7 protein-coding genes are annotated in these 7,460 nt (G+C 30.1%); all 7 read right to left on the bottom strand.

Annotated elements, in window-relative coordinates; genetic code table 11:
• Nucleotides 1–675: molybdopterin-dependent oxidoreductase (locus CRU93_RS13680; protein WP_164967699.1), on the bottom strand; the 675-nt coding region annotated here is incomplete at its 3' end.
• A gap of 23 nt (nucleotides 676–698) precedes the next feature.
• Nucleotides 699–902, bottom strand: a complete 204-nt coding sequence (locus CRU93_RS13675) for a twin-arginine translocation signal domain-containing protein (protein WP_129104747.1) — start codon at nucleotides 900–902, stop codon at nucleotides 699–701.
• Nucleotides 903–1,121: 219 nt separating this feature from the next.
• Nucleotides 1,122–1,826, bottom strand: coding sequence for a molecular chaperone (locus CRU93_RS13670; RefSeq protein WP_129104746.1), 705 nt, complete (start codon nucleotides 1,824–1,826; stop codon nucleotides 1,122–1,124).
• A complete protein-coding gene (locus CRU93_RS13665; RefSeq protein WP_129104745.1) occupies nucleotides 1,823–3,502 on the bottom strand; it encodes a 4Fe-4S dicluster domain-containing protein in 1,680 nt (559 codons plus the stop codon). The genes CRU93_RS13670 and CRU93_RS13665 overlap by 4 nt, the downstream gene beginning before the upstream one ends.
• Nucleotides 3,503–3,651: 149 nt before the next feature.
• Entirely contained in the window at nucleotides 3,652–4,545 is an 894-nt protein-coding gene (locus tag CRU93_RS13660; RefSeq protein ID WP_129104744.1) for a formate dehydrogenase subunit gamma, read from the bottom strand.
• A 13-nt stretch (nucleotides 4,546–4,558) separates the two neighbouring features.
• Entirely contained in the window at nucleotides 4,559–5,152 is a 594-nt protein-coding gene (gene fdh3B / locus CRU93_RS13655; RefSeq protein ID WP_258238938.1) for a formate dehydrogenase FDH3 subunit beta, read from the bottom strand.
• 18 nt (nucleotides 5,153–5,170) lie between these two features.
• Nucleotides 5,171–7,402, bottom strand: a complete 2,232-nt coding sequence (locus CRU93_RS13650; protein ID WP_129104748.1) for a formate dehydrogenase subunit alpha — start codon at nucleotides 7,400–7,402, stop codon at nucleotides 5,171–5,173.
• Nucleotides 7,403–7,460 lie beyond the last annotated feature (58 nt).

Here is a 7,460-nt window from a genome sequence, read left to right as displayed (position 1 = left end):
AGCTGAATTTGCTCCAATCATTAATATAGCTTTTGAGTGTCCAACAACATCACCAAAGTGATTTGTCATAGCGCCATAACCCCATGTATTTGCCACACCGGCAACTGTTGCACTATGTCAGATTCTTGCTACGTGATCTATATTATTTGTTCCCCACATTGCTGCAAACTTTCTAAAATAAAAAGCTTGTTGTAAATTAAATTTTGCTGATCCTAAGAACATTGCTACATCTGGACCATTTTCTGCTCTTAGTTTTAGCATTTTTGCTGAAATTTCATCTATTGCTTGTTTCCAAGATATTCTTTGCCATTTTCCATCTACTTTTTTTAGTGGATGTTTTACTCTTTGTTTACTTTTTACTAAATCTATTTGATCTATACCTTTACAACAGTGACTTCCTTCACTTATTGGATGATCTTGAGCTACTTCTTGTCTTACCCAAACTCCATTTTGTACTTCTGCTACTACACCACATCCTGCAGAACATATACTACAGATTGTTTTTACTTTTTTTGAACCTGGAAAAGGATTTTTTATCTCTTCTTTTGTTGCTTCTCTTACGCTATTTGTTGATGCAAACATTGATGTTGCACCAATTCCTGCACCGATTGAAGCTAGTTTTAGAAAATTTCTTCTTCCAAGTTTCAAAGTATCATTGAGTATATTTTTACCCATTACTTTTACTCCTTTACTTTATATTAATAACTTGCTTTATAAAAAGCATCCCATTGAGCTGTTTGTTTGTATAAAATCTCTTTTTTAGGAGATTTCCCTACAACTACACCATTTGAACTTGCATTATTTTCGCTTTTTGTACTTGCTATTGCTGCTGTACTTCCTGCTGCCACTAATGCACTTGCTGTTAGAGTCTTTTTTATAAAGCCTCTTCTCTCTTCTTTCATGGCTTCCTCCAAGCATAAATTTTCTCTCTTTTTTTCAAAAGAGATAAATCAAAAAAGACATTTAATTTTTCTCATTTATCTCTTTTAAATATGCTTTTTTTGCATATTAATAGTGTCTAAAATTAAAATAAATCTAGTTTTAAATACTATTTTTTAAACTTAAAGTTTATTTAAATATGCTTTTTTTGCATATTTAAATATTAAAAAAAAGATCTCTTTTTATAAGCTTGTAACTTCATCAAAGTTTCTTTTTGCTCTTTTTGTAAAACCTTTTTTCTGTTTATGAAAAATATCATGTTGTTTTCTTACTTTATGCTCTTTTTCTTGTTCAATATTTAATAACGCTCTTTCAAGTGATATAAATACTTTTAAAATAACAGCAATATTTTTATAAAAATCACTCTCTTCATGATTGTAAACATTTGAAATAAACTCATCTATAAAAGTATTTAATACTTTTGAAAAAGAATCAATAACTAATTGATTTTCTATATTTGAGTTATCTTGTTCAATTATTTTTTGTAAAAAACTAAAAATAAAACAAACATGATCTTCTGCTTCTTTAAAAACACTTCCATCTTTTCTAAAAGTTGATTTTAAAACTATGTTTGTCATCTCAACTCTTTTTTGTCCATCATCTCTTTCTTCATTATAAAAAGAAGCTGTAACTGGAATAAAAGTTGTACTAGGACTATAAAAAATTTGATTGTTCTCTTCAATCAATCCTTTCATTCCTTTTGAATTTAAAAATTCATTAGCATTAGAAAATGCAACTTTACTATTTTCATCTATTGGAGCTTGGCTTAATAACTCCAATGAATTTTTAATATCATCAAACTGTTTTTCATCTTTTATATAAGAAAATAAAGACCCAAACAGTCCATAATAGACTGCTCGTGCTTTGTTTAATTCTGTATTATTCATACTCTTTGATTCCTTACTGCATCATTTGCAAACATAACTTTTGGTTTACAATCTTCACAACAATATAATGTTTTTTGTTTAATAGGATCATTTGCAAAAATTGGTCCCATAATTCCCGCTATTTTTTCAATAGATTTTTTAGTAGCAAACTCTTTACCACACTCAACACATGCAAATAATTCATCTTTTGCTACTACTCTTTCTAAAAACCATTTTGGATTTAATTCTATAATATCTTGTTCAATTGTTAAACAATCTTTTTCAGGGCATGATAATTCACAGTATCCACAACCTGTACAAATTGAAGGGTTTAATCTTAAAGTATTATCTTCAGGATATGCTTTTAAAGCATCTACATTACATGCACCAACACAAGAAAGACATAAAGTACAATTGTCTTCATTTATATTAACTTTTGCATAGTGAACATTTTCACCTGTTTTTACTATTCCTAAATCATCTTTACCAATAAGTCCAGATAATCTTACTGCAAATGCCTCTCTTTTTCTTTCATCTTCTTGATTATATGAAAAATGTGAACCTTCTATTAATTCTACTTGTTCTAATGCATCTTTTAACTCATCTTCATTCATAGCTACAAAAATAGCTTTTTTACCATATTTTTTTTGATAAATATCATTTAAGATTCTTATTGCGTCACCACTTCCTTTTGATACAAAATCAGTATAGAAAACAACTTGAGAACCACTTTCTTGTAATATAGTTAAAAATGAAGTTTCATGTAAAAATTTTTCACCATCAATTTTAAAAGGAAGAACATTTTCTTTTAATGGTATATCTAATTGAGAGATATTCATTTTATCTGGAAGAATTAAAGGAATTGTGCCTCTATACTCTTGTGCCATTTCATAGATTGAGTCTCTACTAATTGGTGCATATTCTAATGCCCCTGATGGACAAATAGAGATACAACCACCACAACCATGACAATCTATTTGAGAAAATTCTAAATGTTTAGTTTCATCAATTTTAATAATTGCATTTGTAGGACAAACATCTTCACATCTACCACAAACTTCTTCTCTTCTTTCATGGTATTGGCAAATATTTGAATCATATGTAGTTACTTTTTTATATTCATACTCTTCTATATTTTTTCTTAAAGTTTCTACAACTTCTTTTATAGAAGATTCTGTTGGATCAAAACTTCCACTTTGTTTTAATCCCATTTCTTTTACATTAAACCATACAATTTGATCAACTTTTAATGTAACATCTTTACCTTCATCATCCACAATAACACTTAAATTACCTATATGACCTGAAATTGATTTTACAATATCTTCAGAAACATGGTATAAATCAAACTCTTTTGGTTCTATACTTGAGATAAAATCTTTTGCATCACTTTGATTTGCAATTAGTAAAATTTTATTTCCCACTTTTTGAGTATATGAGATATCTTGTGCATTATCAAATTTTATTGCAGCAACTTCATAAAGTTTATAGACATTCTTAATTTTTTGTGAAATTGAATCATTACTATTTTTTATATAAAAATCAATCTCATCAGCACTTATTTCGCTATCAACTTCAGAAGTATTTGAAATTAAGAAGTTAGCATCCTTTGTTTCCTCAATATTATTAGCAATATATATTGCTTCATCTAAAGGGAAATCTAACCCACCTGGGTTATAATATACAAACTCTTGCATATTTAGCCTTTCTTTTTTTGGTAAATATATTTTTACCTAATTTTATTCCTTAAACTCTTAACTTACACTTAATAATTAAAGATTTATTTACCAATTTTATAATTATTTTCTGTCAACCTTAAAAAATTATTTTTTATATTATTTTAATTTTAAATTTTTTTATCGTTTTTTAACTTTTTATAAAAAGTACTGTGTAGTATTTCTACTTCTTCTTCCTCTTTATATCCAGTTATTATACTGTGAATTGCACCTTTTATTGCAAATACTGACATATATATATGTGTCATAAATAATGCTGCTACTGCAAACCCTAATATATTATGTACTATTGCACTTCCTCTTAATAAATCAATTTGTGATAATCCTAGTGATGCTATAAAGTCTATTTTAAAATCTTGAAAAAACATTATTCCACCTGTTAGAATCATTACAATCCCTCCAAATGTACATACGTAAAACCACATCTTTTGTCCTGCATTAAATCTTCCTGCTGGAATGGGGTCTTTTCTTTTATTTAAATATCCTCCTAATATCATCATCCATTTGATATCATCACTTGTTGGAAGCATATCCTTAAACCACATTATTAACATTGGTATCACTGATATTATAAATAGTATTGTTGCTATTGCATGAATGTCTTTACATATTCTTACAAATGCTCCTCCACCAAATGTTGTTCCAAATACTATTACAAATCCTGTTGGTACAATTAATATAAATGCAATTGCTGCAATTGTATGTATTATTCTGTTGAAAACTGAAAAAACAAATATCTTTTTTCTATCATGAGAAAAAATCATTGGTCCTATTATTTTGTAGTGTATAAAAAAGACTGTTGGTACTCCTATTAATACACCAAAAAATATTGGTTTAAAATATGTGCTTTGTAATAAAGTAAACCATTTACCTAAATGTAAAGAGCCTTCTTTATCATATGCTAATATATTTGGTATTAAATCTTTACCAAATATTGCACTTTCACTGGCAAATGCCAGTGAACCTAGTGCTAATAATAAGATTAATATACTTTTTATTCTCATATTAATTCTTTCATTATGATTTGTATGCCGAACTCCATGCTACTGGAGAGTCATTATGCTTATGTCCTCTAGATAGTACTCTTTGTCTATATATTTCAGACACTTTTTGAGAATCACCTACTAATAATGCATTTGTTGAACAAACTGCTGCACACATTGGAACTTTACCTTCTGCTATTCTATTTTGTCCATAAAGTTCTCTTTCGTGTTCACTATTTGTTTCCTCTGGTCCACCTGCACACATTGTACATTTGTCCATTGCTCCTTTTATTCCAAATGCACCATCTCTTGGAAATTGTGGTGCTCCAAAAGGACAAGCATATAAACAATATCCGCATCCTATACATTTCTCTTTATCATGAAGAACTATTCCATCTTCTCTAATATAGAAGCAATCTACTGGACACACCTGTTCACAAGGTGCATCTGTACAATGCATACAAGCTATTGATAAAGAGTATTCTAATCCTTCTACACCTTCATTTAGTGTAATAACTTTTCTTCTACTTATCCCTGTTGGTAGTTCATGAGCTTCAGAACAACCTACTGTACAAGCAAAACACTCTATACATCTATCTTCATCGCAATAAAATTTCATTCTTGCCATTTCACTCATAACCTACTCCTACGCTCTTTCAATTCTACAAAGACCTGCATTAAACTCAGGTATCTGAGTTATTACATCGAATCCGTAGTTTGTAATTGTGTTTGAACTCTCACCAATTGTATATGGCTTAGTTCCTTCTGGATAATTTGCACTCATATCAACACCTTGCATAATACCAGCAAAGTTGTATGGTAAAGCAATTCTATCAGGAGTTACTCTATTACTATATTGAGCTTTTACCTTAATTTTTGTTCCTTGAGGTGAATGTAACCACATATCATCACCATCTCTTAATCCATATTTAGCAGCTAATTCTGGATTAATATTTGCGAACATATCAGGAGTAATATGAGAAAGATATTTACTTGTTCTTTCAATCATACCTGCACCACTTAAGTTTACAAGTCTCATTGTTACCAACATAGTTGGGAACTCTTTTGACCAATCTTGTTCCATTTGTTCTGATTTAAATTTTACATCAACTCTGAAGTTATTTGTTTGATCTTCATAAGTTGGATATTTTTTAACTAAATCAAATCTTGGAGAGTGAATTGGCTCTCTATGCATTGGTATTTGATCAGGGAATGTCCACACTTTTGCTCTTGCTTTTGCATTTCCATAAACGCAAACTTCAGCTTCATTACATTTTTCTTGAATAATTCCACTTAAATCAACTTTCCAGTTTGCACCCATTTTTCTTTTTTCTTCTTGTGTTAATTTAATTCCTAAAACTTTTTCAATATTTGCTTTAGTAATCTCTGGGTATCCACCTTTAACTTTTGAACCTTTTACACTTACTCTTTCATCTGGTAATTGGCTAACACCATCATGTTCAAGACCAAATCTATTTCTAAATCCCATACCACCTTTGCTCATTGGAGTATCTACATCATATAAAACTGGGCTTCCAGGATGTTTTGTATCCCAACTTGGCCAAGGTAATCCATAATATTGACCTTTCATTTTTCCATAACCTTCTAAAGTTATCGGATCAAATAAATTCCAATTTTGTTGGTGTTCTCTTAATCTTTTTGCTGTCCAACCACCAAGACCAATTGTTTTTACTGTTCTTGCTAATTCATTTGCTGCATCATCTGGCCATACAAATTTATCTTTTACTACTTTAATTTCTTTATCTACAATATCCATTTTCATAGCTTTTGTATACTCTTCATAGAAACCAAACTTTTTAGCAAATTCAAACATAACTTGATGATCTTCTTTACTTTCATATAAAGGATCAACAACTTTACTTCTCCATTGAGAAGATCTATTTGTTGCAGTTACACTTCCTTCAGTTTCAAATTGTGTACAAACTGGAAGAACATAAACATCATCAGTTTTATTTGTAATAACTGCTGCTTCATTTACAAATGGTTCTGCTACAACTAAAAGATCTAATTTATCTAGAGCCTCTTTTACTTTTGCAGTTTGTGCCATAGATGTGATACCAGTACCTTGAACCCATAAAGCTCTAATAGGACTTGAAGAATAAGTTTTCTCTTCTTGTAAAACTCCTTGCCACCATTTGGCTAATGAGAATCCTTTTTCATTCATCCATTTTGGAGAATGGAATCTTCCTTGCATCCATTTATAATCAACACCCCATGCTTTTGAATAATATTTCCATGAAGCTTCACTTAATCCATAATATCCAGGTAAACTATCAGAAAGACAACACATATCAGTAGAACCTTGAACGTTGTCATGTCCTCTAATAATATTACATCCTCCACCTTTTTTACCCATATTACCTAATACCAATTGAAGTATTGGAAGAATTCTAGTATTTGATGTACCTGTACTATGTTGAGTAATTCCTAATGCCCACACAACAGTAGCTGGTTTTGTTTTAGCTAATAATGTAGCAAGTTGAATAATTTTCTCTGCAGGAATTCCTGTAACATCTGCTGTTACTTCAGGAGTCCATTTTTTTGCTTCTTGTCTTACTTCATCCATACCATAAACACGGCTATCGATAAACTCTTTATCTTCCCATCCATTTTTAAATATTAGATGTAATAATCCATATATAAACGCAACGTCTGTACCAGTTCTAATTCTTAAATAATGATCTGCTTTTGCTGCAGATTTTGTATAAACTGGATCAACCACAATTAGTTTTGTATTATTTCTGTCTTTTGCTTGAAGGAAATGTTTAAACCCAATTGGATTTGCTACAGCTGAATTTGCTCCAATCATTAATATAGCTTTTGAGTGTCCAACAACATCACCAAAGTGATTTGTCATAGCGCCATAACCCCATGTATTTGCCACACCGGCAACTGTTGCACTATGTCAGATTCTT

This window comes from Arcobacter sp. CECT 8985 (genome assembly GCF_004116495.1).
Classification (GTDB): domain Bacteria; phylum Campylobacterota; class Campylobacteria; order Campylobacterales; family Arcobacteraceae; genus Malaciobacter.
The sequence above is the reverse complement of the archived record's forward strand: the minus strand, read 5'-3'. Positions and strand labels throughout refer to the sequence as shown.